The sequence below is a fragment of the Mesorhizobium sp. C432A genome, assembly GCF_030323145.1.
Taxonomy (GTDB): domain Bacteria; phylum Pseudomonadota; class Alphaproteobacteria; order Rhizobiales; family Rhizobiaceae; genus Mesorhizobium.
On the sequence record NZ_CP100470.1, the window covers coordinates 3,697,295 to 3,720,313 of the forward strand.

The 23,019-nt window shown below is 60.6% G+C and carries 28 protein-coding genes; 18 read left to right on the top strand and 10 right to left on the bottom strand.

The annotated features are described in order from the left end of the window. Positions 1 to 30: 30 nt before the first annotated feature. Positions 31 to 957: a DMT family transporter gene (locus tag NLY33_RS17810; protein WP_023705987.1), complete on the bottom strand. Its 927-nt coding sequence runs from the start codon at positions 955 to 957 to the stop codon at positions 31 to 33. 132 nt (positions 958 to 1,089) lie between these two features. Continuing rightward, positions 1,090 to 1,731, bottom strand: coding sequence for a glutathione S-transferase family protein (locus NLY33_RS17815; protein WP_031196341.1), 642 nt, complete (start codon positions 1,729 to 1,731; stop codon positions 1,090 to 1,092). Between the two features lie 160 nt (positions 1,732 to 1,891). Between NLY33_RS17815 and NLY33_RS17820 the strand changes: the two genes are divergently transcribed. Further along, positions 1,892 to 2,806 carry a LysR family transcriptional regulator gene (locus tag NLY33_RS17820; protein ID WP_023667658.1) on the top strand — a complete coding sequence of 305 codons (915 nt, stop codon included), beginning with the start codon at positions 1,892 to 1,894 and terminating at the stop codon, positions 2,804 to 2,806. 25 nt (positions 2,807 to 2,831) lie between these two features. Here NLY33_RS17820 and NLY33_RS17825 read toward each other — a convergent pair whose 3' ends face one another. The 4 genes from NLY33_RS17825 to map all read right to left on the bottom strand — a co-directional run bounded on the left by NLY33_RS17825 (position 2,832) and on the right by map (position 5,926). Continuing rightward, complete coding sequence (locus tag NLY33_RS17825) at positions 2,832 to 3,452, bottom strand: isochorismatase family protein (protein ID WP_023707871.1); 621 nt, start codon at positions 3,450 to 3,452, stop codon at positions 2,832 to 2,834. A 171-nt stretch (positions 3,453 to 3,623) separates the two neighbouring features. Continuing rightward, entirely contained in the window at positions 3,624 to 4,022 is a 399-nt protein-coding gene (locus tag NLY33_RS17830) for a RidA family protein (RefSeq protein WP_023705984.1), read from the bottom strand. 189 nt (positions 4,023 to 4,211) lie between these two features. Then, positions 4,212 to 4,979 carry a RadC family protein gene (gene radC, locus NLY33_RS17835; RefSeq protein WP_023705983.1) on the bottom strand — a complete coding sequence of 256 codons (768 nt, stop codon included), beginning with the start codon at positions 4,977 to 4,979 and terminating at the stop codon, positions 4,212 to 4,214. 113 nt (positions 4,980 to 5,092) lie between these two features. Further along, complete coding sequence (map, locus tag NLY33_RS17840; RefSeq protein ID WP_023705982.1) at positions 5,093 to 5,926, bottom strand: type I methionyl aminopeptidase; 834 nt, start codon at positions 5,924 to 5,926, stop codon at positions 5,093 to 5,095. Between the two features lie 279 nt (positions 5,927 to 6,205). Between map and NLY33_RS17845 the strand changes: the two genes are divergently transcribed. The 8 genes from NLY33_RS17845 to NLY33_RS17880 all read left to right on the top strand — a co-directional run bounded on the left by NLY33_RS17845 (position 6,206) and on the right by NLY33_RS17880 (position 11,754). Beyond that, positions 6,206 to 6,502, top strand: coding sequence for a DUF982 domain-containing protein (locus NLY33_RS17845; protein ID WP_023667653.1), 297 nt, complete (start codon positions 6,206 to 6,208; stop codon positions 6,500 to 6,502). Positions 6,503 to 6,648: 146 nt separating this feature from the next. Beyond that, positions 6,649 to 6,924, top strand: a complete 276-nt coding sequence (locus NLY33_RS17850; protein WP_023681621.1) for a DUF6074 family protein — start codon at positions 6,649 to 6,651, stop codon at positions 6,922 to 6,924. Between the two features lie 332 nt (positions 6,925 to 7,256). Further along, complete coding sequence (locus NLY33_RS17855) at positions 7,257 to 7,925, top strand: DUF2161 domain-containing phosphodiesterase (protein ID WP_023705981.1); 669 nt, start codon at positions 7,257 to 7,259, stop codon at positions 7,923 to 7,925. A 336-nt stretch (positions 7,926 to 8,261) separates the two neighbouring features. After that, entirely contained in the window at positions 8,262 to 9,635 is a 1,374-nt protein-coding gene (locus NLY33_RS17860) for a tyrosine-type recombinase/integrase (RefSeq protein ID WP_023707873.1), read from the top strand. 2 nt (positions 9,636 to 9,637) lie between these two features. Then, complete coding sequence (locus NLY33_RS17865; RefSeq protein WP_023707874.1) at positions 9,638 to 10,357, top strand: hypothetical protein; 720 nt, start codon at positions 9,638 to 9,640, stop codon at positions 10,355 to 10,357. A gap of 114 nt (positions 10,358 to 10,471) precedes the next feature. Then, complete coding sequence (locus NLY33_RS17870) at positions 10,472 to 10,744, top strand: helix-turn-helix domain-containing protein (protein ID WP_023707875.1); 273 nt, start codon at positions 10,472 to 10,474, stop codon at positions 10,742 to 10,744. A 42-nt stretch (positions 10,745 to 10,786) separates the two neighbouring features. After that, the gene (locus tag NLY33_RS17875) at positions 10,787 to 11,560 is read left to right on the top strand and encodes a YdaU family protein (RefSeq protein WP_023707876.1); all 774 of its coding nucleotides are present in this window, start codon (positions 10,787 to 10,789) and stop codon (positions 11,558 to 11,560) included. Then, complete coding sequence (locus tag NLY33_RS17880) at positions 11,557 to 11,754, top strand: hypothetical protein (RefSeq protein ID WP_023707877.1); 198 nt, start codon at positions 11,557 to 11,559, stop codon at positions 11,752 to 11,754. The genes NLY33_RS17875 and NLY33_RS17880 overlap by 4 nt, the downstream gene beginning before the upstream one ends. Before the next feature lie 17 nt (positions 11,755 to 11,771). Here NLY33_RS17880 and NLY33_RS17885 read toward each other — a convergent pair whose 3' ends face one another. Both NLY33_RS17885 and NLY33_RS17890 read right to left on the bottom strand, forming a co-directional pair. Beyond that, positions 11,772 to 12,122 (bottom strand): hypothetical protein, encoded by a 351-nt coding sequence (locus NLY33_RS17885; protein WP_023707878.1) that lies wholly within the window; start codon positions 12,120 to 12,122, stop codon positions 11,772 to 11,774. A gap of 154 nt (positions 12,123 to 12,276) precedes the next feature. Next, entirely contained in the window at positions 12,277 to 12,513 is a 237-nt protein-coding gene (locus NLY33_RS17890) for a hypothetical protein (protein ID WP_023707879.1), read from the bottom strand. A 105-nt stretch (positions 12,514 to 12,618) separates the two neighbouring features. On the opposite strand from NLY33_RS17890, the gene NLY33_RS17895 reads away from it, so the two are divergent. The 4 genes from NLY33_RS17895 to NLY33_RS17910 all read left to right on the top strand — a co-directional run bounded on the left by NLY33_RS17895 (position 12,619) and on the right by NLY33_RS17910 (position 16,001). Next, on the top strand, positions 12,619 to 12,816 hold the full coding sequence (locus NLY33_RS17895) for a hypothetical protein (RefSeq protein ID WP_023707880.1): 198 nt from the start codon (positions 12,619 to 12,621) through the stop codon (positions 12,814 to 12,816). A gap of 623 nt (positions 12,817 to 13,439) precedes the next feature. Beyond that, the gene (locus tag NLY33_RS17900) at positions 13,440 to 13,919 is read left to right on the top strand and encodes a terminase small subunit (RefSeq protein ID WP_050590890.1); all 480 of its coding nucleotides are present in this window, start codon (positions 13,440 to 13,442) and stop codon (positions 13,917 to 13,919) included. Between the two features lie 475 nt (positions 13,920 to 14,394). Next, positions 14,395 to 15,534, top strand: a complete 1,140-nt coding sequence (locus tag NLY33_RS17905; protein ID WP_023707882.1) for a helix-turn-helix domain-containing protein — start codon at positions 14,395 to 14,397, stop codon at positions 15,532 to 15,534. Then, positions 15,534 to 16,001, top strand: coding sequence for a PIN domain-containing protein (locus NLY33_RS17910; protein WP_023707883.1), 468 nt, complete (start codon positions 15,534 to 15,536; stop codon positions 15,999 to 16,001). The genes NLY33_RS17905 and NLY33_RS17910 overlap by 1 nt, the downstream gene beginning before the upstream one ends. Before the next feature lie 187 nt (positions 16,002 to 16,188). On the opposite strand, the gene NLY33_RS17915 is transcribed toward NLY33_RS17910, so the two are convergent. Further along, a complete protein-coding gene (locus tag NLY33_RS17915; protein WP_023707884.1) occupies positions 16,189 to 17,940 on the bottom strand; it encodes an adenylate/guanylate cyclase domain-containing protein in 1,752 nt (583 codons plus the stop codon). A 521-nt stretch (positions 17,941 to 18,461) separates the two neighbouring features. Here NLY33_RS17915 and NLY33_RS17920 point away from each other — a divergent pair. The 4 genes from NLY33_RS17920 to NLY33_RS17935 all read left to right on the top strand — a co-directional run bounded on the left by NLY33_RS17920 (position 18,462) and on the right by NLY33_RS17935 (position 20,731). Beyond that, a complete protein-coding gene (locus NLY33_RS17920; protein WP_023707885.1) occupies positions 18,462 to 19,028 on the top strand; it encodes a recombinase family protein in 567 nt (188 codons plus the stop codon). Positions 19,029 to 19,035: 7 nt separating this feature from the next. Next, positions 19,036 to 19,572 carry a hypothetical protein gene (locus tag NLY33_RS29665; RefSeq protein WP_023709233.1) on the top strand — a complete coding sequence of 179 codons (537 nt, stop codon included), beginning with the start codon at positions 19,036 to 19,038 and terminating at the stop codon, positions 19,570 to 19,572. A gap of 228 nt (positions 19,573 to 19,800) precedes the next feature. Beyond that, on the top strand, positions 19,801 to 20,136 hold the full coding sequence (locus NLY33_RS17930) for a hypothetical protein (RefSeq protein WP_023707888.1): 336 nt from the start codon (positions 19,801 to 19,803) through the stop codon (positions 20,134 to 20,136). Between the two features lie 142 nt (positions 20,137 to 20,278). Further along, on the top strand, positions 20,279 to 20,731 hold the full coding sequence (locus tag NLY33_RS17935; protein ID WP_023707889.1) for a hypothetical protein: 453 nt from the start codon (positions 20,279 to 20,281) through the stop codon (positions 20,729 to 20,731). 134 nt (positions 20,732 to 20,865) lie between these two features. Here NLY33_RS17935 and NLY33_RS17940 read toward each other — a convergent pair whose 3' ends face one another. Next, entirely contained in the window at positions 20,866 to 21,069 is a 204-nt protein-coding gene (locus tag NLY33_RS17940; RefSeq protein ID WP_023707890.1) for a hypothetical protein, read from the bottom strand. Between the two features lie 141 nt (positions 21,070 to 21,210). Here NLY33_RS17940 and NLY33_RS17945 point away from each other — a divergent pair, with 141 nt between their 5' ends. Further along, entirely contained in the window at positions 21,211 to 22,812 is a 1,602-nt protein-coding gene (locus NLY33_RS17945; RefSeq protein WP_023707891.1) for a winged helix-turn-helix domain-containing tetratricopeptide repeat protein, read from the top strand. The last annotated feature ends 207 nt before the right edge of the window (positions 22,813 to 23,019 follow it).

The window sequence follows — 23,019 nt, forward strand, 5'->3', positions numbered from 1 at the left end:
TTTGATTCGGCTTGCCTTGTTCCAGCGGGATCAAAGCGCCTTGATGATGATGCAGCCGGCCAAAAGCAGCACGACGCCGGCGAGCCGCATGCCGGAGACAAGCCGCTGCGGCAGGCGGAACCAGCCGAAGGTGTCGACGAAGATGCCGGCGACCTGCTGGCCGGCCACCGTCAGGCTGACGGCAGCTGCCGCTCCGATGACGGGGATGGCGGTGAACACGGTCGTGACATAGGTGGCGCCGGCAAAACCTCCGAGCCAGCCCCACCAGGGCATCGACGACAGGCCGGCGAGGCGAGGGCGGGGCGTCTTCGTCAGGGCAAGCGCGATCAGAAGCACCGCGGCCATGGCCAGCATCGCCACCAGGAACGAGATGGTGCCGACCGCAAACGGCGCGCCGCCAAGGTCGTGCCGAAGCAAGGCGTTTACAGCGCCTTGCACTGGAAGCACGGCGCCTGCCAGCAGCGCCAGTCCGATCCACCCTGGTCTTGAGGATGCGGTATTGTCGGCCGCGCCCTTCTGTCCCAGAACGATGAGGGCAGCCCCGGCAAGCAAGACGAGCATGCCGAAGGCAGGCCCGGCTCGCAGTCCGGCTTCGGGGATCCCGAGCCAGCCGAACGTGTCGAGGGCGAAGGATGCAAGCATCTGCCCAGCGATGAAGAGCCCGACGGACACGACGGCGCCAAGGCGAGGGAACAGAAGAATGGTCGAAACGACGTAGAAGGCCGAAGCCATGCCGCCGATCGCATGCCACCATTCGGCTTGCCGAACGGCAAGCAGAGCCGGTGTCGTTCCGGTGAGGGCCGTGATCGACAACAGCACGATGGCGCCGACCGCGAGCTGAAGCGTGGTCGCGGCAAAGGGTGAGCCGACCGCCTTTGAAAGTTGGGCGTTGGCGCCAGCCTGCACTGCGAGCAGGCCACCGGCGACAAGCGCCAGAGGGATGAAGAGGATTTCCACGATCGTATTCCTTGAATGCGGGGTGCGGCGGCTAGGGCATGATCCCAAAAAGTGGGTGCCGGTTTTTGGAAAAGATCATGCTCCAACAAAGGGTTAGGTCATGATGAGATTTCAACCAAATCTCATCATGATCTAAGCGGCCGCTGACGCTTCCGGCAGGGCGGGAACAGCGATCCCTCTGACAACTGCGGAGCGGCGGCCGATGGCCGCATACCAGCGCGCCAGGTTTGGTGTGTCATCGAGGCTGAGGCCGAGCTTGCTGACGGCCGCGTTGATCCATGGCCATGTCATCACATCGGCGATGCCGTAGCTTTTGCCGACAATGTGCTCATGGTGCTTTAGCCGGCTATCGAGAACGCGGAAGACACGTCCGGTTTCGCGCTCAAAACACTCGATCACGTAAGGGATTTTTGCCGGCGCGAAGATTTTGTAATTCCACAATTGGCCAAGCGTCGGGCCGACATGGGCCGCCTGGAACAAGGTCCAGGTCAGCGTATCGTCCGCCTCCTGCGCGCCCACCGGCTGAAGCTTGCCCGACCGTCGCGCCAGGTAGTGTAGGATGGCGCCGGATTCGAAGACCGTGCGGCCGGCGTCCCGGTCGACGATCACCGGGATCTTGTTGTTGGGATTGAGCGCCAGGAAATCAGGCTTGGTCTGGTCGCCCCTTTCGATGTCGACCAAGCGGACCGAGTAGGGCAGGCAGACCTCTTCCAGCATGATCGAGGCCTTGTGCCCGTTGGGTGTCTGGCAGGTGTAGAGTTCTATCGGCGTCATGGCTCTTCTCCGCGACTGTTTCTTTTGTCGTCGGACTCCATATGGCGTGCGTGCATGCGCAGATCGACATGCCGATTCGCCCGCTTGCTCTGCGTTTTTGCACAGCGAAGCGTCATTTTGGCTCGCAGAGCGCAGCGCTTTCTTTTATCTTTCTGCAAGAATGCACAGCTCACGCGATATCGACTGGGAAGATCTGCGCATGGTGCTGGCCGTCGCCGATGGCGCTTCGCTGGCGGCGGCGGCTCGGATCCTGGGCGTGAACCACACGACTGTGCTGCGGCGCGTCAACGCCTTCGAGGCGCGGCTGGGTATCCGCCTTTTCGATCGGCTGCCGACTGGCTATGCCCTCACCGCGGGCGGCGAGGAACTGCTGGGCGCGGCACGCACAATGGCCGAGACGGTCAATGAACTGGCGCGCAAACTGTCGGGGCAGGATCTCAGGTTCGAAGGCAGGTTGCGGGTCACCACCACCGACACGCTGATGGCGTCGGTGCTGCCGCCGATCCTGGCGGCGTTTCATAAGCTCCATCCCGGCATACGGGTCGAGGCGATGACGCAGAATTCCATCGCCAACCTGACGCAAAGGGATGCAGACGTGGCGATCAGGCCGGTGTCGCAACCGCAGGAAATCCTGGTCGGCCGGCGCATTTCGGGCGTCGCCTTCGCCGCCTACGCGACACGTTCCTACGCCGAAACGCTACCCCCGGAGCCGAGATTGGGTGCGCTGCGCTGGATCGCGCCCGACGACAGCCTAGCCAACACCGGCGTCGCCCGCTGGATGCGGTCGTCGCTGCCCGATGTCGAGATCGCCATGCGCGCCGATTCCCTGGTGACGATGTCGCATGCGGCGGGCGCCGGTATCGGGGTTGCGGCGCTGCCCTGTTATCTCGGCGACAGCCTGCCCGGGCTTGTAAGGGTCGGAGGGCTGATCGAGGAGATTGGCTCGGCGCTGTGGGTGCTGGTGCACGACGATTTGCGCCGCACGGCGCGCGTCCACGCCTTCACCAAATTCGTCTCCGGCGAATTGCAGCAGCGGCGCGACCTTCTTGAGGGCAGGCTCGGCGCCGGAGCTTGAGACGCACGCCAGCTGACGCGCGGGCTCAGCTCCGCAACAAGCTCCCAAGCTCTGCGACGGTCATCACGCGCCCGAACACCTTGCCTATGATGTCGAGGGTTGCATTGTGCGATGGCTCGTCCAGTCCGCCATTGGCGTCGCTGATGAAAGCCACCTTGTAGTCGCGCATGAAGGCGCTCCGCGCGGTGGATTCGCAGCAGATGCTGGTCACGGTGCCGATGATGATCACCGTGTCGACCCGGCCTGCGCCACGGATGTTGCGCAACACCGTCTCGATCTGCGTGTTGTGGAAGGCGTCGTAGCGGTGCTTCTTGATGACGACATCGCCGGGCAGGGGCGCAAGCGCGGCGACGATTTCGGCGCCGGCGCTGCCTTCCCGCATTCCTTTGGTTTTCAGCTTCGGCTGGTAGCTGGTTTCCAGCGGCGAGATATCGAAATCGTCGCTGAGCACATGCTGGGTGTAGATCACCGGGACGCCTTGCGCGCGGCAAAGCTCGACCACCTGCCGCATCGCCGGAATGCGATGGCGGGCCATGGCCACTTCCATGACGGCGCCCTCATCGACGAAGTCGCTTTGCATGTCGATGACCAGGAGGGCTGCGCGTTGCTTGTCGAACGGCCATGGTTCGTCGCCGGGCTGGGGCATTGCGTGTTTCCTGTTTCCGACGTTGATCAGGTGAGCAGCAGGCTCTTAATCGAGACATCGCAATTCCTGCCGATGACGATGTGATCGTGGATGGATGGAGAGATCAAGGTCGTGGCGATCTCGCAGCGAGTTCCGGGATTGGTTTCGCGACTTGACGCGTCCTCGCTTGGCCTACGGGTCGATGACCGCGATCGCATCGATCTCTATCAGGTAGCCGGGAGACATCACTGCTATCCCGACCACCACGTTTGCTGGTTTGTGATCGCCGAACAGCTCGATCTGGGCCGCTTCGATGATGGGCACGTGTTCGTCGCGTTTGTAATCGACGATGTAGATCGTGATCTTGCAGACTTGCTCGGGCCGAGCGCCGGCGGCAGCAAGCGCTCGGCCAAGATTTCCGAACGTCAGGCGCGCCTGGACTGCGAAATCACCGTGGCCAACGAGCTTGCCGTGTATGTCTTCTGGCTGCTGGCCCGAGACGAACACCAGCTTGCTTCCTGTCGCAACGACGACCTGGGAGTACATTTCCGGAATCGGCAGATCATTTGGATTTATGCATTCGAGCGTCATTGAATAGATCTCCTGCAATGGCTGTGGCTGCTTCGCATTCGCGGGTCTACCACATTGTCGCCGAAGCGGGCGCTTCCGTCGCAATATCACTTCTACACCGCAAGCGTGGGCATTTGAGCCAAAGCGGAATGTTGCTGATTGGCTCGCGAGCGGTGGCGTTTGGGATGACGGCACCGGCGCCGATCAGGCTCAGATCAGCAGCAGGCCCTTCATCGAGGCGTTGCCTTTCTTGCCGATGATGATGTGGTCGTGGACGGCGATGCCGAGCGGCTTGGCGCTGTCGATGATCTGCTTGGTCATTTCGATGTCCGCACGCGATGGTGTCGGATCGCCGGAAGGGTGGTTATGCACCAGGATGACGGCGCTGGCCGACAGTTCCAGCGCGCGCTTGATCACTTCGCGCGGATAGACCGGCGTGTGGTCCACGGTGCCGACCTGCTGCACCTCGTCGGCGATCAGCACGTTCTTCTTGTCGAGGAACAGGATGCGGAAATGTTCGCGGTTCTCGAACGCCATCGCCGAGCGGCAGTACGCAAGAAGCTGCGTCCAGTTGGACAGCACCTCGCGGTCGCGAACCTCGGTCCGCGCCATGCGCTGCGCGGCAGCGGCAATCACCTTCAGGTCGACCGCCACGGCGGGGCCGATGCCCTTCACCTCCTGCAGCAGCGCCACCGGTGCGCCAAGCACTTCGCCAAAAGTGCCGAAGCGCGCCAAAAGCGCCTTGGCGATCGGCTTGGTGTCGACGCGCGGGATCAGGCGAAACAGCAGCAGTTCGAGAAGTTCGTAGTCGGGCAGGGCGTCCGCGCCGCCGGCAACGAAGCGCTCGCGCAAGCGGTCGCGATGGCCGTGATAGTGTGGCTTGTCCGTCGATTTGTCTCTTGGTGCCTTGTCCTTCGCCGGTGGTTCAAGCCACCGCTCGGAGAAGAACCCCCGTTCGTCGTCACCGCTGTTCCCCATCGACCCCCCACACTCCCCGAAGGCTTCGACGGCAGATTAGAGCGGTAAGCAGCGCGCGGTCGAGTTTTTTCGGCGACGGCGCCTCAAAGCCGCGGCTTGAGGCGATCTTGTTTTCAGCTGACCGGCGGCAGGCCGGGGCGGTCGAGCTTGTTTGGCGACAGGGTGAAAATCTCGCAGCCAGTTTCGGTGACGCCGATCGTGTGTTCGTACTGCGCCGACAGCGAGCGGTCGCGCGTCACCGCCGTCCAGCCGTCCGACAGCACTTTCACATGCGGCCGGCCAAGATTGATCATGGGCTCGATGGTGAAGATCATGCCCGGCCGCATCTCGACGCCTTCCGAGGCGGTGCCATAGTGCAGGATGTTGGGTGCGTCGTGGAACAGCTGGCCAACGCCGTGGCCGCAGAAATCGCGCACCACCGAGCAGCGCTCTGCCTCGGCATAGGTCTGGATGGCGGCGCCGATGGCGCCGGTGCGGGCGCCGGGCCGGACCGCCGCGATGCCGCGCATCAGGCACTCGTGGGTGACTTCGAGCAGGCGTTCGGCGGCGCGCTTGATGGTGCCGACGGGATACATGCGCGAGGAATCCCCGTGCCAGCCGTCGAGGATGTAGGTGACATCGATGTTGACGATGTCGCCATCCTTCAACGGCTTGTTGTCTGGAATGCCGTGGCAAACGACGTGGTTGATCGAGGTGCAGGACGATTTGGTGTAGCCGCGGTAGTTGAGCGTCGCCGGTAGCGCGCCTTGGTCCATGCCGAATTCGAAGACGAAACGGTCGATGGTCTCGGTGGTGACACCCGGCTGGACCATCGGCACCAGTTCATCGAGGCAGCGCGCGGTGAGATCGCAGGCCTTGCGCATGCCGGCAAATCCTTCTTCGGCATAGAGGCGGATCTGGCCGGTATTCCTGAGGGGTGCCGTGGCGGCGTCGAGATAGGTGACCATAGTGTCCGTTTGCCTGTAAGCGGGCGGCGCATACCAGCCCGTTAGAAAATTTCCTCAGATTTGGCACTGCAAGCCGCAAGGTTCAAGGAAGAACTGCCGGCAATGGACTGATACTGGCGATATTCCTAGCTTGCGCGGCCGCTCAGATGACATCCAGGTGCGCGATCTCCTCCGAATGCCGAGATCGCACTGACGACACATTTTCGCGCAAAAGCAGCCAAAGCAACTTTTGACGACGAACGGCGTTGCTGTGGTCGACGCCAGTTCGGGAGATATAGAATGGACAGATTGCAATTCGAGGTGCCGGTGCGCATCGCGCCCGCGCCCGGGCTGCCGGTAGAGGAAATATACAGCGTCGAACAGGCGCTGGATATCCTGCATGACTGGCCAAAGAAGCGACAGGGCAAGGTCTATGAGGCGGCGTTCAATGCCTGCTTCGGGGCCACGGTGGATGTGGTCAAGACTGAGGATGCCTGGCGCGCCTTCATGGCGTTTTGCCGGGTCAGTGGCCTGCTGGCCAGGGATATGATGGTTACGGCCAAGCGCGCCGGCGAGGCGAGGGGCCTGAGGGTCTAGAGTTCTGCTTGGCCTGGAGGCCGGCCAACCGACTCGTTCCAATCGGCGCGGACTCCGCGGCGTTAAGGTTCCGTTTCCGACTTCACAGCTAGGCATGAGCCATAGAGCAGCGTCTGATTCGTTGCGTCGGTTTCATGGTGCAGAACATGTCTTCAGCCAATGTGCGTACCTTCCCGCTAGATCGGCAGACCGTGCTGGTGCGCGAGGTCGCCGCAAGGCTGGGCAGACTGCACGGCGACACGGCCACGTCGTTCTGGAAGGCCACGGCGCGCGAACTCCTCGACAAGGCGGTCGCGGCCGGCTGCGATGCGGCTTCGGCGGCCAACGATGTCCGCCGGTTTTTTGCCGCGGTCCAGGACGAGATGCATTTCAAGGCGGACGATGCCGCACCAGGGCAGCGCCGGACGCGCACCCGCCCCTAGCCTCAAAACACACGCGCTCATCATTGTGTGGCCAACCGTGGACCGGTCTTGGCGTCGACGGATCTCGGGTCCTACGCTGTCGATTGTGCCGTCCCAGCCACGGCGAGCGCCTTGTTGAACGCGAGACAGGCGATGAAATACTGGTCGCGCTCGGCCCTGGCGACGTCGGTCATCGCCAAGGAAATCGTCGAGCGCTATGGCGGGACTATCATGCCGGAGACCTGCCTGACGGATGGCTTTTGCAGATGGTGGGATCGACGCGGTTTAGCGCAAGGCGTCGGCCTCTCGGCCATCCCTGTGCCGACCCGATCCGAATCGGCTATGCCTGCGCGATGCAGGAAACGTCTCTCTACATCCCGGTGAAGCGGTTTCTCGAGAGCCTGGAGTTCACGGTCAAGGGCGAAGTCGGCCACTGCGATATCGTGGCGGTGCGCGACGGCGAGCCGCCTGTGCTGGTCATCTGCGAACTGAAATTGCAGTTCAACCTCGAACTGGTGCTGCAAGGTGTCGATCGCGCCGCGGCATGCGACGAAGTGTGGCTGGCGGCGCGCATGTCGGCGCGTGGCAAGGGCCGCGAGCACGACCGCCGTTTTCGCGCGCTGTGCCGGCGGCTCGGCTTCGGGCTTCTGGCTGTCAGCGGCAAGGGGGAGGTCGAATTGCTGCTCAGCCCGGCGGCTCTGCCGCCGCGCCGCGATCCGAAGCGCCGCTCCCGGCTGATGGAGGAACACCGGCGCCGGCGCGGCGATCCGGTGGTCGGCGGCGGTTCGCGCGCGCCGATCATGACCGCCTACCGGCAGGATGCGCTGGCCTGCGCCGCAGCCATGACCGACGGGCCGAAACGCCCGCGCGATCTGAAAGCGATTTCGCCACGCGCGCCCAGCATCCTCCTGGACAATGTCTATGGCTGGTTCGCCAGGGCCGAGCGCGGCGTCTACGCGCTGACCGAGGGTGGCCACGCGGCGTTACAGCGCTGGCCGCAGGTAGCGCACGACCAAGGGTGAGTGCCGGAGATTGCCGCGAGCAGGCGCCGAGGGAAACCTCGGCACGGCAGCCGCTGTTCGCCGTTTCAACCGATTCGCCGCGCCACCGTTCCAGCCGCTGCTAGTTCGGCGGCTGCCGCGAGGCTTCTTGTTTTCCTGAAAGATCTGGTACGCCCAAGGGGAATCGAACCCCTGTTACCGCCGTGAAAGGGCTGGATTTTCGAGGCTATTGCGTACGCGGTCGTTCGCGGAAATCCATACTATGCAAGGGTTTCGTTTTATAGCGTCCGCCTGTGTACACGGACGTATATTCGACCTATATTCGACTTGTTTCAAAAGTTCCAAGGCGGGAACACGATGGCCAAGACCCTCAAGGAAGCAGCGATCACCACAGCAAGCGCCCGCTCGAAACTGGTGGCCGGCGAATATCCCCGGCGCCTCGATGCCGATGCGGCCGTCTGGTATCGGAAAGGAAAACGGGGTGGCGTCTGGTTTGCCCGCTGGCGCAATTGGGGCGAGGGCGCAAACTACCTTCAATCGTCTGTTGGCCCTGCGAACGATGTCAACGATAAGCCGACGGACGGGCTGCTGACGTTTGCACAGGCAGAAACGCTCGCCCGCCAAATCGTTCAACAGGCTCGTCAGGAGCAAAAGGCCGCGGCGTGCGGCCCGGCTCTCACCGTTCGGGCCGCCGTTGAAACTTACATTGGCGAGCGCGATGCGCGGGACAGCCGCAGGAAAGGCCGTGTGGTGCGTTCTGACGCCGGCCAGCGGCTCCGGCGATATGTGCTTGGGCAGGAAAAGCGCGGTGGTCAGGAAGCCATTTCCGCAGCGCCACTGGCCTCGGTGACCTTGCACATGTTGAAGGAAAGCGATCTCCTTACATGGCGGGCAGATTTGCCTGAAGAATTGAAGGGCTCGACTGCGCAACGACTGATCAACGATCTAAAGGCAGCGCTCAACGGGTCATACGGCACGCATCGGGAGCGTTTAGAGCCGACACTGCCCGCTATCATAAAACACGGTCTCAAGGCTGAGAAGTCGGACAGTGACGACGCCGTGCCTCTTGCGCGTGATAATCAGATTTTGACGGCTGCTCAAGTTGGGACGGTGATCAGCGCCGCCCGTGAGATCGACGCGGAGCAGGATTGGGACGGGGACCTATTTCGTTTCGTCGTGTTGCTGGCAGCGACCGGAGCGCGGTTTTCTCAGATCGCTCGCATGAGGGTCGGCGACGTGCAGCGAGCGCAAGGGCGCCTGATGATACCAAGCTCGCGCAAGGGTAGGGGAGGTAAGATTGCCAGCGTGCCCTATCCAGTCGGTAATGACGTGCTGGACGCACTGCTGCCGGCCACGGCTCGGCGGAGCAAGGATGACATTTTACTGGAGCGCTGGCGCAGCAAACAGGTTGCCGGATCGATTGGCTGGGAGCGCGCTGGCCGCGCCCCGTGGCAGTCACCGAGCGAATTGCAGCGACCCTGGAACCAAGTCCGGCAACGGGCGCGACTGCCGGCGGTGATCCCCTATGGGCTGCGGCACAGTTCGATCGTGCGGGGCATTCGGGCGAACCTGCCGATCAGGCTTGTTGCGGCTCTACATGACACCTCAGTTCCCATGATTGAAAGACACTACGGTCGGTGGATTGTCGATGGCCTCGAGGATCTGGCGGCCAAGGCGGTGGTGCCGCTGGTGCCGGTCCACGACGGCAATGTCGTTCGGCTTAGAGGCTGATCGTGAAGGATTCTACCACCGAGCCAATCGACTGGGACCACGTCGAAGACCTGTGGAAAAAACTAACGCTGGTTTGCGGTCGCCATAGCATTGAACTGACGCCCGACGGGGATGTGCCCTGGGAGGATCTGGCCATAGCTCTTCTTTTCGAGCACGAGCCAAGTTTTCGTCCACACAAGCGCGGCAAGGTTGGCCGGCCGCGAGACTGGAAAAGGGATATCGCCATCATTCTCGATGCCGACCACGTCATTAGTGAACGGCGCTGTTCCGACAGCGGGGCCATTCACATCATGACTACGTCGCCGCGGTTCGCGAAACGATGGAGTGGCGAAAATGAGCGGACCCTTCGAAACAGGCTTAGCGCCGCGCGCAAGGATGAGAAACTCGCGCTCACCATACATGAGGCGCGCGAGGAAGCCCGAGACCGTGGGCTTGGCGATCTTTGGGGACTGATGGACCAGGAATATCGGTTCGCTGGGCAGAACGCCAGCAGGCGAACAGAAATGATCAAGAAGCGCAGCAGGCCGCAGAAGAAGGCCGGGCAGACGATCGAAGCTGAGACGCCAGACGAGGCGAAGGCCGCCGACGGCAGAAGGCCACGGCAGAGCAGCCCAAGCTTCGGAAGCCGCAGAGGCTATAGGGACATAGAGCTGCCAGAGGATTGTGACCAGCGAGGAGCTGGTAGGGCTTATTCATGCCACCCGACATGTATCAATAGGTGACAAAAAACCGTCCCGGAAATTCCTACTTTAATTTCCGGGACGCCCTGTTGTCAGACTTTTTTCAGGTGCCACGCTCCAACGTTGCTCCACGTTAATAGCCCGTGGAGCATTTTCATGAACACCGACAAACTTGGTTTCTCCATCGAGGAAGCCGTTAAATTTTCCGGCATTGGCCGCACGCGGATTTTTGCGGCAATCAATGCTGGGCAACTTGTCGCCCGAAAGTTTGGGCGGCGCACCGTGATTTTGCGACGTGACTTGGAGAGCTTTCTCGGTGAGTTGCCAGCTAGAGCCCCGAAGGCCCCGTCCGTCGTTCCAATCGGGCCACTGGCTTTTTTGCTCAATGGAGAAACTGTTCGTCAAGAGGCGAGTGATGAGCAGAAATGAGCAGGTTTTACATTCATCTGCCGCCATCAACGTAGCCGTTCAATGGCTGGTCACTACGCCAACACGGCAGCGGCCGGCGCCGCTGGTGCCGCCGGCTATGCCGGAAATGTTCAACCTGACCTCTATCGAGGCGTGCGCAGCGATCCGGCAACGCCATCTGACCACAGCGAGGTCGACATGACGACATTGCCTTGGATGCCGGTGTTCCCAGGTGATGAGCTCGCCGAGACTTTGCATTTGTCGTGCGAGGAATACGGCGCCTATGCGCTTCTGAAGATGGCGCTATGGCAGCATGGGGCGATTGCCAACGACGACGATCGCCTTGCGAGAATCACCCGGCTGTCCCTCGAAAAATGGCTCTCAGTCCGGGCGACGATCGAGCCGTTGTTCGGTCCGAAATGGTCGCACGCGAAGCTCGAACACCATCGATCATTGGCGGCTGGACAGCGCGAAAAGAAGTCCGCGGCCGGCAAGAAAGGCGCGCTCGGTCGATGGAGAGAACATGGCAAAGCCAATGCGGTTGCCAATGGCAAAGGCAATGGCACAGCCATAGCAGAAAATGGCAAAGCCATAGGTTCTGACATTGGCGAGGCCAATGCGGATGCCAATGGCCTCCAACCCCAGATGAAGAACTCTGCTTATGAAAAGGAAGTGCTTCCACACGCACACCCGCACGCGCGAGAGACCTTCACGACGAAGCTACAAGCAGGTGAATGGCTGAAGGTCCACACCGACCTTTTCCCCGGATCCGAAGAATTCGATAGCGCAGTCGAGGCAATGCTGCGCGGCAAGTATCCGATGGGAGACACCGCATGACAGCCTACCGGGCCGCCGCTGTCTGGATCGACCAGGCGCTCGGGTGCTGGGCCGAGGCCGTCGAACGCATGCCCGAAGCACGGTGTCTCGCCGAGCACCAAGCCGCGCACGACGCGCCGCGCTCGCCGTCGGGTGATCTCGTTTCCGCGGTGCTCGAGCGTGTTGGCGGCGCTTTCCCGGATGGTTGCGAATGACAGCCCGGCGCACGGACCTAATCAATGCCCCCGCTGCCAAACTTGCGGCCCTTTACGTGCGTCGCCACTTCGAAGTGGAAAATGAGCCGACACAGCCAGTAGACCGCCAACGCCAGGCCGGTGATTGCTGCAAGGGCAATCACCGAACCTTCGAGCGACGCGCGGGCATTCAAGAGGTACGCCGGCATGACGACGATCAAGCCCGCCACGATGATGGCTACATAGAAAAACGTGCCGCGGATTGTCTCCCAGAGGATCCACTCGATGCCTTCGAGCTCGCTTCGTACGATCTCGGGTGCGCGCTCGAAAGGAAGCTTTGCGCAAGCCTCCTCAAATGCGCGATGGTAGTCGGCGCCTGTAAATGCCATTGGCCCTCCTTGCCGCAAGCTACCGAGCGACGTTAGTCCGACGGACGTCATGCGTCTACGAGGTGAGGGCAGGGAGGGTTTGGCCCTTAGGGTAAGGGCCTTTGGCCGTCGGTCAGGCGGTTCGTTCACAGAGCCAGCAGAGGACACAGCCTGCTCAGTCCAGGTCTGTCGCCTGATCTACGTCCACCGAGGAGTCGTAACCGTCGATCCAGTCGATGTGCTCGACCGTCCCGAGCAAATAGGGGTTGTCGTCTCGATCGATCCCCATCCGCGCGGCGAATACGCCACCTTGAAAGGCCCTGGAAACGGGTGGTTTGGCTCTCGTTGCCGACTGCCGGCCGTAGAACAGCGATCTTCCGAAATCGATCAGTTCGCTCCGGTTCGGAAACATGAAACAGCCTCAGCTCGGTTGAACTTCAGGAAGCGAAACATCTTCAGGCTGGGAATGGTTCCAGCACGGCGCGTGACAGGCTGTTGCCGGCGACAGGGGCAGGGCATGACGCCAGCCCAGCAGGATCCAAATCTCGCGACCTTGATGCCGGAAATTCAGGCAGCCGAGGCCGTGCTCGCAGCCAACGTGACCGCAATGCACGTCTACATCCGGCAGGGCGACCTGAAGGCGTTTGCTAGGCTGCGGTACTTGATTGGTTTTAGTCCGCTACCGCCGCACTTATCTAGCCTCCTCGGGTGGTAACAATGTCCTTTCACTCGGTTAGATCGGTCCAGTGGGCGCACTACCCGCAGATCACCTCCTCGAAATCGTAGCGGTTCCCTACAAAGCCTGGCTCTGGCGCTTACCTGACCGACCGCTAGATCGCCTGCGTTGACTTCAATCCAGCTGCAATGAGGTCTGCACGCCCTTCTGCAATCTGCCGAAATGAAGTGCTCTTCGATCTCCGCCATAGTCCGCAGCAGATTTCAGAAGGCACCGCAGGCAAGGTTCTTCGTTCCGGCAGGCTGTGGGCCGAAATCATTGGATGCGTGACGACGCCAATCAACAACCATTGCCGCGCGGAGACTTCACCATCCTACTCATGGCCGCGGTTCTCTGCATGCCCGTTCAGAGTTTATGGGGCAGAATATGTGTACGTGGGTTGGGTTGGAGATCGGGAACCCATGAGCGACCAGGAAAGCAAAGTCGATTCCATCAAGCTTTGCATCTCCCAAAGGGGGAACGCACCTGGGAGGCCGTCGCGCACGGTCGTAAATGGTCGTTGGCCACGCCGCTGCGCTTGGAATTGGGTTATCTGATTGAGCGGGAGGGTCGGAATACCACCTTTCGCTCAGCGAAGTGGCTGATTTGTCTGAGGCAATGCAATGAGAGCACCACTTAGAAATCCGCGTCACGAAGCGTTCGTGCGAGGCTACGTGGAAGGCCTGCCCGCCTATAAGGCATATCTCGAAGCGGGCTACAAATGTACTAGTCGAGCAGCTGCTGTCGAGTCCTCAAAACTCCTGACAAAGCCTGACATCCAGAATCGGCGGCGGCATCTGCTCGAAGGTCTTGCGGAAAGTCTCATGGTCAGCAAGGAGTCTCTTTGCGCAGAGCTCGAACAAGCCCGTGCCTTGGCCCATGAGCATGGCCAGTCAGCGGCGGCGACCGCCGCCAGCATAGCCAAAGCGCGTCTACTCGGGATCGAAGCTCCGAAGGAGCTCAACGTCAATGTCACTGCGACGGTCAACCAGATGACAGACTCGGAGCTTCATTTCGAGATCGCTGCCATGATCAGTGAAATAAGGGCAGCAAAGGGGATGCGCCCCCTGACGGCGCAGGATCACAACGAGACGGAGCACTGATGGCGAAGTGTGCCGGCGGCGATAAGCGGGCAATGCCGGACCCATCCAAGGCTCTCCGAATTCCGGGGGGTCGAACACTTCGTGGCCAAGGCGTCCTGACGTAGTTGCTTTGCGCCTCATTCGGCCGTTCAGCTTTCCGATGCATAAGCCCTGAAGCTGCCGTCCGTCAGCCCACTACGACCGGTGACGTGAATGACCGACCTTGGGGACTTAACCGATAGACAGGTTATCGATGATCTACAATACCACCGGCGACTTCGCGCGGTTCAGATCCTGCTGGGCCACACGAAGATCGAGAAGACCGCGGTATCTCGGCGTCGAAATAGAGTACGCTCTGACCCTCGCAGAACGAACCGAGGTCTGACGGTGGAGTGGCCTTAAGGAGGTGCTCTCCTATGCGGGCGGGCTAAGTGTCGAGTAGTCGCGCAATCTTTGGCATATGAAGAACTGCTTCCCCGTTATACCCTAGGACGAAATGGCAGAGCAGATTCCAATCAATCCCGCCCTCTTGATTTGGGCCCGCCAGCGAGCGGGCCTGAGCCCTGAAGAGGTCGCGCAGAAGTTCAAGCGGATCGCCGACTGGGAGGCAGGTGCGTCCGCGCCGACCTACCCGCAGCTTGAGCAGCTCTCCGACGCGCTCAAGGTCCCGATCGCGGTGTTTTTCTTCCCCGGCCCGCCGGATGTGCCGCCGATCAACGAGACGTTTCGTACGCTGCCTGAGGCCGAGTTGGATCGCTTGCCGAGCCGGGTTCGCATTTTGATGCGCAAGGCAAAGGCCATGCAGATCAATTTGGCGGAACTCACCCAATCACGGAACCCGGCAAAGCGTCTTATCACGCGGGATCTACAGTTCGCTCCGAACGTAGATATAGCCCAAATGGCCGCCGCCGTGCGTCAGTACATTGGGGTGACCGTCCAGCAGCAGCAGGCATGGCACAGTGATGATGCGGCTCTCAAGGAGTGGCGAACGGCTCTGCTGAACGTGGGCGTCTTCGTCTTTAAGGACGCGTTCCGAGCGGACGACTTCTCGGGGTTCTGCCTCTACGACGACGAGTTCCCAGTAATCTATGTGAACAACAGCTCGACCAAGACCCGGCAGATATTCACCTACTTCCACGAACTCGCGCACCTCATCTTCCATACCAGCGGAATCGATATGGTTCGCGACCGATACGTGAATCGGCTCGTCGGCGATGCCCGGCAGATTGAGGTTATCTGCAACAGCTTCGCTGCCCAGGTACTGGTGCCAGAAGACGCCTTCCAACGCGCGATGGTCGGAAGGCAGGACACCGAGGTGACTGCGGAGGCTCTCGCTGCCCAGTTCCACGTCAGCAGGGAGGTGATTTTTCGTCGCCTGTTGGACCAAGGAAGGGTGGCAGAGGACCAGTACGACCAAGCGGTCGAAAGGTGGAACGCGCAGCGCCAGGTCGAGCGCGCGCCGGGCGGAAATCCGTATTGGACCAAGCTCGCGTACCTCGGCCGTGAGTACGTGGCCCTGGCACTGTCGCAGTACCACCAGAACAAGATCGACGAGGGGCAGCTGGCAGACTTCCTCGATACGAAGCCGCGTCACGTTGGGGCTCTGGAGGAGTATTTCAGCCGGGGGGCCTCTTAATGTACGTGTTCGACACCTCGCCCCTCTCAACCCTGTTCAAGAACTACTACCGACGCCGCTTCCCGACGCTTTGGGACCGCTTTGATGGGCTGGTGGCGGATGGCCGGATAATTTCAACCCGTGAGGTACGCCGCGAGTGCGTGGACGGTCCTGTGGAGACCTTGAGGGACTGGGCTGGGGCGCGGGAAGAATTCTTCCACATACCCGGCGCAGCTGAGGGCGCATTCGTGGGCCAGATATACGGGGTCGTGCACTTCCAGCAAAATATCGAGCAGCGGAAGCTGCTCAGGGGCGGGCGCAACGCTGATCCGTTCGTGATTGCGAAGGCGGCGTCGGAGGGACGAGGCGTGGTCACCATGGAGGAGTTCAAGCCGAACGGCGCGAAAATCCCGAACATTTGCCGCCATTTCGAGGTGGAGTGCCTGTCGCTCGAAGAATTCATGGAGCGCGAGGCCTGGGAATTCTAGAGGCACTTGGGCTCAAACCTACGACCTGCTGATTGACAGTAGCTGCGGAGGCCGCGATGGCAGTTTTTGCCAGTCACCGCCCGCCAATCGCGGCCCCCACAGGGGTAGAGAGCCGCGCGTTTCTGCTTTGGCCAATCAAGGCCGAGGAGAGATACAGACCTGTACAAAGTGGCCAAGAAAATTCCTGTCATTCGGGCAGACCCGCATCCTCGAGCCAAGCCATAATTCGCTGCAGGCGCTCGGGATCGCGATAGAACTGTGCGGCGGCAACACCAGAGCGAGTCATCTCCGGATGCTTGCCAAGCAGGACGGTGATGTGACCCCGGGCGGCGTCGAGCCGGCCAGTGGCGGCAGCGGTGATTGCCGATAAGATGTAGGCAAAAGGCTCGTGTGGCTCGCGCGCCAGGTAGAGCGCAGCATCGGACCGCGCTTGCTCCAGATCGCCCTGCCAGAGATCGGCCCAGCCGAGGTAGTAGATAGCCCAGTTGATGGCGTATGGGCTGAGTCGCCGCGAGGTTTTCAGGGTTGCTATGGCTCCCTGAAAATCGCCGCTATAGACCTGTGTCATGCCGAATGCGGCCGCGCAGTAGGCGTCGCTCGGCGCCAGTTCGCCCGCGCGGCGGTGGAATTCAAGGGCTTCATCGTGGCGCCGCTCCATCAGCGCAGCATTTCCCTTGTAGTGCAGAACTGCGCCGGTTTCGCCTACAAGGTCCTCGGCACGCTGAAGGGCCGCCTTTGCTAGCCCAAGAGAGATCGCTGGATCGGGGATGAAGCCAAGCCGCGCATCCAACCAATGGGTGTGTGCCAGCATAACGAAGGCGAGCGCATAGTTTGCATCGTGATGTACGGCTCGTTCGTAGAAGAATCGTGCTTGGATATTGTCGAGCTTTGTGAACTTCAGTATTGCGGTCTGGCCCTGCAGGAAGGCTTCCCACGCCTCCAAGTTGCGGGTCCCTTCGGCCGCGATCCGCGCTGTGTCGCCTTCGGTCAAGTTAACCTGGAGTGCAACGGTGACGGCTTTGGTGATTTCGTCTTGAAGCTCGAAAAAGTCGGTGAGCTCCCGGTCATAGCGCTCGGCCCAAACATGCCCACCCGACGCGCCATCGATCAGCTGAGCCGTTACGCGAATTCTGTTCCCTGCGCGCCTCACACTCCCCTCAAGGATAAAGCGTACCCCCAGATCGCGCGCCACATCCTGAACCCGCACAGTTCGGCCCTTGAACATGAGGGTCGAGTTCCGAGCAATGACCAGCAGATCGCGCAGTCGCGACAGTTGGGTGATGAGGTCCGCGACGATTCCATCGGCGAAGTAGTCCTGCTCAGGATCGCCCGACAGGTTGGCAAACGGCAGCACGGCGATCGAAGGCTTCTCAGGTGTCGAAGTGGTCGTCGCCGTAACCGTCACCGCCGGCGTGTTTGTGACCCGATAGATGCGGACCGGTTCGGCGATGTTCTTGAGAACCCGAGCACCAAGATCGTCAAAGGAAAGCGCGAGCTTATTTCGAACTTGCCGGTAAGCGTCTTCTGAAATCCAAACGCCGCCGGGATCGGCAAGGGCTTCCAACCGCGCCGCAATATTCACGCCGTCCCCGTAGAGATCATCGCCGTCGACTATGACGTCGCCCAGGTTGACTCCAATGCGCAGCACGATCTGGAGACCGTCCGACTGGTCAGCATTTCCGGCGGCCATGCGTTCTTGCAGCCGTGCGGCGCACTCGACTGCGTCCACAGCGCTGGCAAACTCAATGAGAGCACCATCACCTACCAGCTTGATGATCCGGCCACCGTGATTGGCGACCGTCGGTTCGAGAACGGTTTTCCGTCGATCCTTGAGTATCGCTAGCGTGCCGGCTTCGTCCTGCTGCATCATGCGGCTATAGCCGACCACATCGGCGGCCAGGATGGCGGCAAGGCGACGTTGAGCGCGTTGTTCAGCCATACTGTGCGATGGCTCCCAAGGCAGGAACTATCCGTAATTGTATTGCGACGCCGCGGACATGTCCATCTGGCCGGATTTGTCGAATAGGCCAAGAGGGCGGGTTGCCCACCGCCCTGACCACAAAGGTAAGATTTTTCGACGCTGCTGCTAGACCTGGCAGTCGGCGTGCCGCCCAAGGCCTTTTTTGTGGAACGACTGCGCGCGGGAAATGGGGCGGCCAGCCTCTATGGCGGGAAGGGGGCGCTGAGCCGCTGTTGAAGCGGCGGCGCGTCGATGTCCGCAATGGGGTTTGTGCGCAGAACGGGAGCTTACCGCTGGGCGATCCCCGAAACCGGACAGTCAGGAAGCGGCCCAAAGAAGTCATTGCTGCACCGATCCTACGATTCATTGACAGCTGTCCACATGGGCAGGGTCTACCGGACGCCCTGCAACAAGCCCTAGCGCCGTCCAATAAGGTTCCTATTGACTTTTGGACGGCTCTGACTCAAAAGCTTAGAGGCTATTGGGCATTGGAGGGTTGGATGCAGGTCGGCTACGCACGAACTTCAACAGAAGAGCAGGTCGCGGGACTCCAGGCCCAGATACGTGATCTCAAAGCCGCCGGTTGCGAGGAAGTCTTTTCGGAGCAAGTCTCAGCCTTGGGGGATCGGCAGGAGCTCGATCGAACGCTCAAGTTCCTGCGCAAGGGCGACACGCTGGTGGTCACCAAAATCGATCGGTTGGCGCGGAATACACGAACGCTTGGTGACATTGTCGATGGCCTGCATGGACGTGGAGTAGGTCTGAAGGTCTTACAGTTCGGCAAGGAGGTGCTGGACACGACGGGTGCGTACGGTCGGCTGATGCTGAACATGTTCGCCGCTTTCGCCGAGTTCGAGCGGGGTCTGATGAAAGAGCGACAGAAGGAAGGCATCGCGAAGGCGAAGGCAGACAAGAAATACAAAGGGCGGAAGCCGACGGCGCGAGCAAAGGCCGGTGAAGCAGTCGTGCTGTACCAGCAACAGAAGTCCGTGTCAGAAATCGCCGCATCTCTCGGCATCGGTCGGGGGTCAGTCTACCGAGCGCTTACGGCTGCTGGCCTCAGGTAGCTCACTGTTGGCCAGTGTGTCGCGGAACTTCCGGGGCCTACTCCTAATCCGTCTGCGGATCGACGGCCTCGATCTGGTGCAAGACCTCGTATGGATCAAACCCTACTACCTTCGCCAGATCGAGAAACTCGATGAGATCCACACGACGATCGGCGTTTTCTATGTTGGCAATGAAAGGTTGATGTCGATCGAGAGCTTTGGCGACAGCAGCCTGTGTCAAACCCGCCAGCTTTCGCTTCTCAGTCAGCAGCTCAGCAAGTCGCCGATGACGGTAGGAATGCAGGGTTTTGGCCATCCGCTCGTCGAGCAAGTTTCGCTTCGACCTTGCGGTAATCCGAATTTCATATTATCCAAAAAGTGGATTTTCTTCCTTTGCTTGAATTGGATCGGGACGGCACCCATCCGGGCAAAGGCTTTAGCACTGCACCTACGCAACCCGCTTGGGCTTATGGCGGAGTTGTTCGGCTTTGAGTTGATACGCGGCTTGGGCCCAGTTGGCGCGCCAGCCGGATGCATCGCTTCACCAGGAGTACCCGGCAAATGATCATCGATCGGTCAGCCGTAATTCTCGGAGCTGCAATCATCTTCGCGGTTGGGCTGCATCTCTACTTCTCACCCTACCAGCAGTGCGTGCGGGAGGTCTCGGCCGGTGATCGCCTCGAACATGACGTCAGCCTGTCGGGCCCTGCCGAAATCTGTTTGGCGCAGCTGGGTAGGCGATGATCGACTGACCGCTGATTTCTTCCAAGAATGATCACGAAATGGGATCGTTATGAAAGCTCTGATCATTGCTCCCGCCACCGCAATTCTCGCCGCAATCATCCCCGGGCCAGCATTGGCGGGGTGCGCCAATTACACGGACGGCTCGCTCGATGTATCAGCGCCCGAGGCAACGATCTGCTTCCGGCGAGTATGTGAAAAAACCACCGTCGAGTTTGATTGCGCCAACATTCACGGGTCTCAGAAGGGTTACGCTAACGGGTGGCGGGTGTACGTTGACGCCGATCATAAGCCCGCCGTCGTTCATGTCTTCCGGCCCGTGCTCATCCCAAAACCCGACCTGGGCAAAATTACCTGTGAGGGAGACTGCTTCACACTTCCGCAATGATCCGTGCTCGTCGTGATTGTATTTCTGGACCAGTGTCCCTGAGTTGCGGCTTCGCTCGCGCAAGTGTTCAATCGAACAATAGCGGCGATCCTAGATTTAAAGATGAGGGGCTCGGGCCTCGAACCGCGCGAAAGGTGTATGGATGCCCCGCCTGACTCCGCAGCAAAGGATTGCACTGGCTCAGACGCTTGAGGTTCGCGCTGCGACCGGGGAAGGACTGACCCCAGAGAAAAGAATAGAGCTTCGCCGCGCGGCGAAGAACCTGCTCGCGTTGAACGCTATGGAAGAGCGAAGGAACCAGTCGAAGTCCTCGGCTGATGGTCTCGCAAGCATATTCGATCAAGCTGCAGAGCAACGCTGGTCGGAGGACCTGCGCGAGGAGCTCGGCTATCGTCATATGATTCACTTGGCTGACGTGTTCGAGGGTTGGGCTTTCGACAGCCGCATGACGCCTGAATGGACAGCCAAGCTTTCGGGATGGGCAGGGTCAATGCGCACCTTGGCGGAGGAAGTCGGGGCGACATGGGATCCGCCAAGGCCAGCGGGTAAAATCTCCCTTGTCGGATTTATTGGTCGTAGCCTGATGGACGAGTAGAGTAACCGGTTCAAATGTATGCCTTCGGCCTGCTTGGTAGCGGCAGAGGTTCCGTGGCTGCTTTGCGCCTCAACTCCGGCCGCACGAGATCAGTTTGCGACTTCCCGAAAGCAGACCTTCGTCCCTAATGCCCTTTACCAATTCGGATCGCGACGCTGAAGATCAGATGGGTCCGCGAGAGGTGGCCGGCGCGCAATAGCAATGGTCTCATAAGGCATCACGTACGCCATCTCGAAGGCTCCGCCCAGAACCTTGGTCATTGCAAGCAGTGCGGTGCCGAAACCGAGTTTGGGAAGCAGTCTTGAATGGGTGACTCGGTGGGTGGCGATATCGACCATGGCGTCCTCCTGTAGCCACGAGCTTCGCCTAGGTTTACGCACAGGTCCTTGGCGCGAACCTGAAAAATCCTGAACAACACTGAAGTTCGCTTTCGCCGTCGCTTCAGCTAAGCTGCTGTCCTCGGACGGGGCACCTCTCGAATGGATATCCACTTCGGACATTACCGGCTGAAACGCGCGAAACGGCAATTGCTCGGCCCGGACGGACCGGTAGAGCTTCCAGCGCGTTGCTTCGATATCCTCGGCACTTTGCTGAACAAGGCTGAATCTGTGGTCGGGAAGACCGAGCTCTTCGACAGCGTCTGGCCAGACATGGTGGTAGGGGACAATACCCTGCAGGTACAAGTGTCTGCGCTGCGCAAGGCGCTTGACCCCGGCATGATAGTGACCGTTCATGGCCGGGGCTACAAATATGCCGGGCCGCGGCCTGTGGAGGTTGATACCGATGACTTCGATGGATCTGAGCTGCATGGGAGCCTGACCACCGACATTCGGCCTGCCGACCGCAAGACCACAATTGCCGTACTCTCGTTCAGCAACATGAGTGGTGATCCGGATCAGGAATATTTCAGTGACGGGATCACCGAGGATCTAATCACCGAATTGTCGCGATACCGTCCCCTTGCCGTCGTCTCGCGCCACTCCTCTGCCTGCTTCAAGGGGACAACAGTCGACATCAAGGAGATCGGGAGCAGGCTCGGAGCGCACTACGTGGTTGAGGGCAGCGTGCGCAAGATAGGCGCAAGCGTCAGGGTAACTGCCCAGCTTATCGAAACCGTGACCGCCAGGCACGTTTGGGCAGAACGATATGACAGGATGGCTCAGGATTTGTTTGCCCTGAACGACGAGTTGGTCCGAAGGCTTGTCAGCGCCATAGTTGGACAAGTGGAGCAACACACGGAAACCCGGGCGAAGACAAAACGAACTGAAAGCCTTGATGCATATGATCTCTGGTTGCGCGCGATGCATGGGTCCGATGTCTGGACACTCGATGGCAACGCTGCCTGCGAGCGGTTGCTCGAAGAGGCGATAAATAAGGATCCGATGTTCGCGCGAGCGCATGCAAGCCTGGCCTTTTGCCACATACGCACCTCTCAGATGTCACCGGGTTCTCCAAACATCCGCAAAATCGAGGAGGCAGCGCTTCGAAGCGCGGAACAGGCTGTCCGGCTCGATGCAGCGGAGGCGCGAGCACACCATGCGCTGGGATGGAGTCACCTCTATCTTGGTGAGTTCGAACGCGCCCGGTCAAGGTTCGCCATATCAGCTTCGCTCAATCCGAACGACGCAAGCCTCTGTATCGATCGTGCGCTCGCACTGGCGTTTCTCGGCGAGCAAAACGCGGCTGATGAAGCAGCCGAGATCGCTGCGATTCTGCATCCTCTCGGCGGCGATTGGTTCTCCGCCGTGCGAGCAATTGTTCACGTCAGTGCCAGACGTTACGACGCCGCTGAAGAGTACTTCGCATTGGCGCCGAGAACCTGGCCTGACATCCTGGCATTTCATGCCGCGAACCTGACCTACCTCGGCGATCGGCAACGGGCTTCGGAACTCATGCGACAGGCTCTCGAGAGATTTGGCCTGCTGTGGTGCGGATCCTCGCCAGCTGTGCAATATGAAGATTTCATCGGCTGGTTCTTCCACGTCAACATGTTCCGGCGTCGTGAAGATCGAGAGCATGTCGACGCAGGCCTGCCGAAGGCGTATCTAATTGCAGCCGCCAGGCACGATGCGCAAGGTTAGCTACAATGCAGCCGCCCGCCCACAGTCCCATGCCGGGCGATCGCCGCGCGGCGAGGCCGTAGGTCGACGCGCAAGCGCGCGGGGAATTGCCCGGCAAATGGACGATGGGTGGCCCCGATGTGCGCCGAATGGACAGGATTGCAAAACGCCGATGTCCAAGAGCAGCCAGATGCCTGATGGCCGCCAGCGCCCCGCTCCTGCCGTCTA

Excerpts from the sequence above, each read along its gene's own strand:
- NLY33_RS17815 (WP_031196341.1), bottom strand. The coding sequence starts at position 1,731 with ATGACGCCGATAGAACTCTACACCTGCCAGACACCCAACGGGCACAAG.
- NLY33_RS17820 (WP_023667658.1), top strand. The coding sequence starts at position 1,892 with ATGCACAGCTCACGCGATATCGACTGGGAAGATCTGCGCATGGTGCTG.
- NLY33_RS17825 (WP_023707871.1), bottom strand. The coding sequence starts at position 3,452 with ATGCCCCAGCCCGGCGACGAACCATGGCCGTTCGACAAGCAACGCGCA.
- NLY33_RS17830 (WP_023705984.1), bottom strand. The coding sequence starts at position 4,022 with ATGACGCTCGAATGCATAAATCCAAATGATCTGCCGATTCCGGAAATG.
- radC (WP_023705983.1), bottom strand. The coding sequence starts at position 4,979 with ATGGGGAACAGCGGTGACGACGAACGGGGGTTCTTCTCCGAGCGGTGG.
- map (WP_023705982.1), bottom strand. The coding sequence starts at position 5,926 with ATGGTCACCTATCTCGACGCCGCCACGGCACCCCTCAGGAATACCGGC.
- NLY33_RS17845 (WP_023667653.1), top strand. The coding sequence starts at position 6,206 with ATGGACAGATTGCAATTCGAGGTGCCGGTGCGCATCGCGCCCGCGCCC.
- NLY33_RS17850 (WP_023681621.1), top strand. The coding sequence starts at position 6,649 with ATGTCTTCAGCCAATGTGCGTACCTTCCCGCTAGATCGGCAGACCGTG.
- NLY33_RS17855 (WP_023705981.1), top strand. The coding sequence starts at position 7,257 with ATGCAGGAAACGTCTCTCTACATCCCGGTGAAGCGGTTTCTCGAGAGC.
- NLY33_RS17860 (WP_023707873.1), top strand. The coding sequence starts at position 8,262 with ATGGCCAAGACCCTCAAGGAAGCAGCGATCACCACAGCAAGCGCCCGC.
- NLY33_RS17870 (WP_023707875.1), top strand. The coding sequence starts at position 10,472 with ATGAACACCGACAAACTTGGTTTCTCCATCGAGGAAGCCGTTAAATTT.
- NLY33_RS17875 (WP_023707876.1), top strand. The coding sequence starts at position 10,787 with ATGGCTGGTCACTACGCCAACACGGCAGCGGCCGGCGCCGCTGGTGCC.
- NLY33_RS17880 (WP_023707877.1), top strand. The coding sequence starts at position 11,557 with ATGACAGCCTACCGGGCCGCCGCTGTCTGGATCGACCAGGCGCTCGGG.
- NLY33_RS17885 (WP_023707878.1), bottom strand. The coding sequence starts at position 12,122 with ATGGCATTTACAGGCGCCGACTACCATCGCGCATTTGAGGAGGCTTGC.
- NLY33_RS17890 (WP_023707879.1), bottom strand. The coding sequence starts at position 12,513 with ATGTTTCCGAACCGGAGCGAACTGATCGATTTCGGAAGATCGCTGTTC.
- NLY33_RS17895 (WP_023707880.1), top strand. The coding sequence starts at position 12,619 with ATGACGCCAGCCCAGCAGGATCCAAATCTCGCGACCTTGATGCCGGAA.
- NLY33_RS17900 (WP_050590890.1), top strand. The coding sequence starts at position 13,440 with ATGAGAGCACCACTTAGAAATCCGCGTCACGAAGCGTTCGTGCGAGGC.
- NLY33_RS17905 (WP_023707882.1), top strand. The coding sequence starts at position 14,395 with ATGGCAGAGCAGATTCCAATCAATCCCGCCCTCTTGATTTGGGCCCGC.
- NLY33_RS17910 (WP_023707883.1), top strand. The coding sequence starts at position 15,534 with ATGTACGTGTTCGACACCTCGCCCCTCTCAACCCTGTTCAAGAACTAC.
- NLY33_RS17915 (WP_023707884.1), bottom strand. The coding sequence starts at position 17,940 with ATGGCTGAACAACGCGCTCAACGTCGCCTTGCCGCCATCCTGGCCGCC.
- NLY33_RS17920 (WP_023707885.1), top strand. The coding sequence starts at position 18,462 with ATGCAGGTCGGCTACGCACGAACTTCAACAGAAGAGCAGGTCGCGGGA.
- NLY33_RS17930 (WP_023707888.1), top strand. The coding sequence starts at position 19,801 with ATGAAAGCTCTGATCATTGCTCCCGCCACCGCAATTCTCGCCGCAATC.
- NLY33_RS17935 (WP_023707889.1), top strand. The coding sequence starts at position 20,279 with ATGCCCCGCCTGACTCCGCAGCAAAGGATTGCACTGGCTCAGACGCTT.
- NLY33_RS17940 (WP_023707890.1), bottom strand. The coding sequence starts at position 21,069 with ATGGTCGATATCGCCACCCACCGAGTCACCCATTCAAGACTGCTTCCC.
- NLY33_RS17945 (WP_023707891.1), top strand. The coding sequence starts at position 21,211 with ATGGATATCCACTTCGGACATTACCGGCTGAAACGCGCGAAACGGCAA.